This is a genomic window from Chryseobacterium sp. sg2396 (assembly GCF_042610505.1).
Taxonomy (GTDB): Bacteria; Bacteroidota; Bacteroidia; order Flavobacteriales; family Weeksellaceae; genus Chryseobacterium.
The window spans coordinates 1-1610 of record NZ_JBHGAQ010000052.1 but is presented as its reverse complement, the minus strand read 5'-3'; the positions used below and the strand labels follow the sequence as shown (position 1 = coordinate 1610).

Genomic DNA, 1610 nt, shown 5'->3' with positions numbered 1-1610 from the left:
ATTTTTTAATTTAATTTTGGTTGATTTTATTTAAGATTAAGCTTAAGCTTCCTGCAGCTTGTGAGAGAAACGAAGAATAATAAATTCTGCCGGACGTACCGCAGCCATTCCCACTTCGATGATCATTCTTCCTTCCAGGATATCCTGCGCAGACATCGTTTTATTCAGACCTACGCTTACGTAGTAGGCTTCTTCCGGCTTGCTTCCCGCCAATGCTCCGTCTTTCCACTGTTCATTAAGGAAATTTTCGATCATTGCCTGTACCTTTACCCATGTATTGGCCGTATTGGCTTCAAAAACGAAACGCTCGGTGGCTTTTTTCACGGATTCTTCCACCATGTTGAAGAAACGTCTCACCGACACATACCTCCACTCGTTGCTGTTTCCGTCCAGGGTTCTTGCGCCCCAAACCATAGTTCCCTTACCGGTAAATGTTCTGATCGCGTTGATGGATTTTCCGGAGGTTGCATCTACATTTAAGCTGTCCAGCTCATCAGGAGAAAGTTTCAAAACAGGTTCCACTACGTAGTTAAGTCCCACGTTAGCAGGTGCTTTGAATACTCCGGAAGTGCTGTCCACTTTGGCGTAAATACCGGCCATTGCGGATGAAGGCGCCATGACAACCTTTCTTGAAGCAATTACGCTTTGGGCCTGGTTATACAGAGCTGAACTTTTTGTTTTTAACCATGCCACATTATTCTGGTTTGCAGGCATTGAAACAGGTTGAAGATCTCCATTAACATCTTTTTCTTTAAAACTGCTAATAATAACATCTTTATCCTCAAAACTGTAATTTAAAATCGTCTCCAGCTTCGGATAATAAGCGGCTCCGTATTTTAACCCCTTTGCTGTGATTCCCGTTCTGAAAGCATCTGTATTTCCTACAACATCCATAATCACAAACCGGTCTTTCATTTCCTCTGCCTGGTTCAATGCACTGTTATATAAACTATAAGCATCTGCGGCGGCTGATAGACCTTCCACATCAGGGAAAACAATAAGTGTCGGCTCATCTTCTTTTTCCAGTGTTTTCAGTCCGTTTTGTAAATCTGCCAGGATCGGTGCAGCCGGATAACCTGCCGCAGATCCTACGGAAACGATGTAACATGGTCCACCACCATTGGCAAAGTACATCTGCATCGCATAATACATTTGGAACTTACCTAATTTGGCAGTATCGAAATTTGCAGAAACCACATTATCTGAAATAGAAACAGTGATAGCTCCACCCTCATTTTTTGCTTTTCCGAAAAGTGCTTCATACTCCAACATCGAGGTAATTCTTGTCGGTTCATTTTTCGGTCCTTTTTCTGTATATCCAACGAAAGCCGGAATAGCAGTTTCTACTTGTGCTACGGATGGCGGGAATTTTGGGATTTCCTCTACGTAGACTCCTGGTGTTTTGTAATTCATTTGTTAAAAATTTTAAAATTAATTGGCGTTATTTTCAATGGTTAAACCTTCGTGTGCGATTTCCAGCGTCTCTACAGCAACTTCATTCCCTTCCGCTTTAAGATCCGTAGACTGTAACTTTACAGGGAATGCATTCTTCACTTTCCATACGACAGCAGGATTTCCGTTCTCGTCCAGAAGAGAGATCGTGATGGATC

General features: G+C 42.4%; 2 protein-coding genes. Both read right to left on the bottom strand.

The window, feature by feature from the left end:
* Nucleotides 1–42: 42 nt before the first annotated feature.
* Entirely contained in the window at nt 43–1413 is a 1371-nt protein-coding gene (locus ACED20_RS21135) for a phage tail sheath C-terminal domain-containing protein (RefSeq protein WP_294222140.1), read from the bottom strand.
* An 18-nt stretch (nt 1414–1431) separates the two neighbouring features.
* Nucleotides 1432–1599: a phage tail protein gene (locus ACED20_RS21130; protein WP_378106725.1), complete on the bottom strand. Its 168-nt coding sequence runs from the start codon at nt 1597–1599 to the stop codon at nt 1432–1434.
* Nucleotides 1600–1610 lie beyond the last annotated feature (11 nt).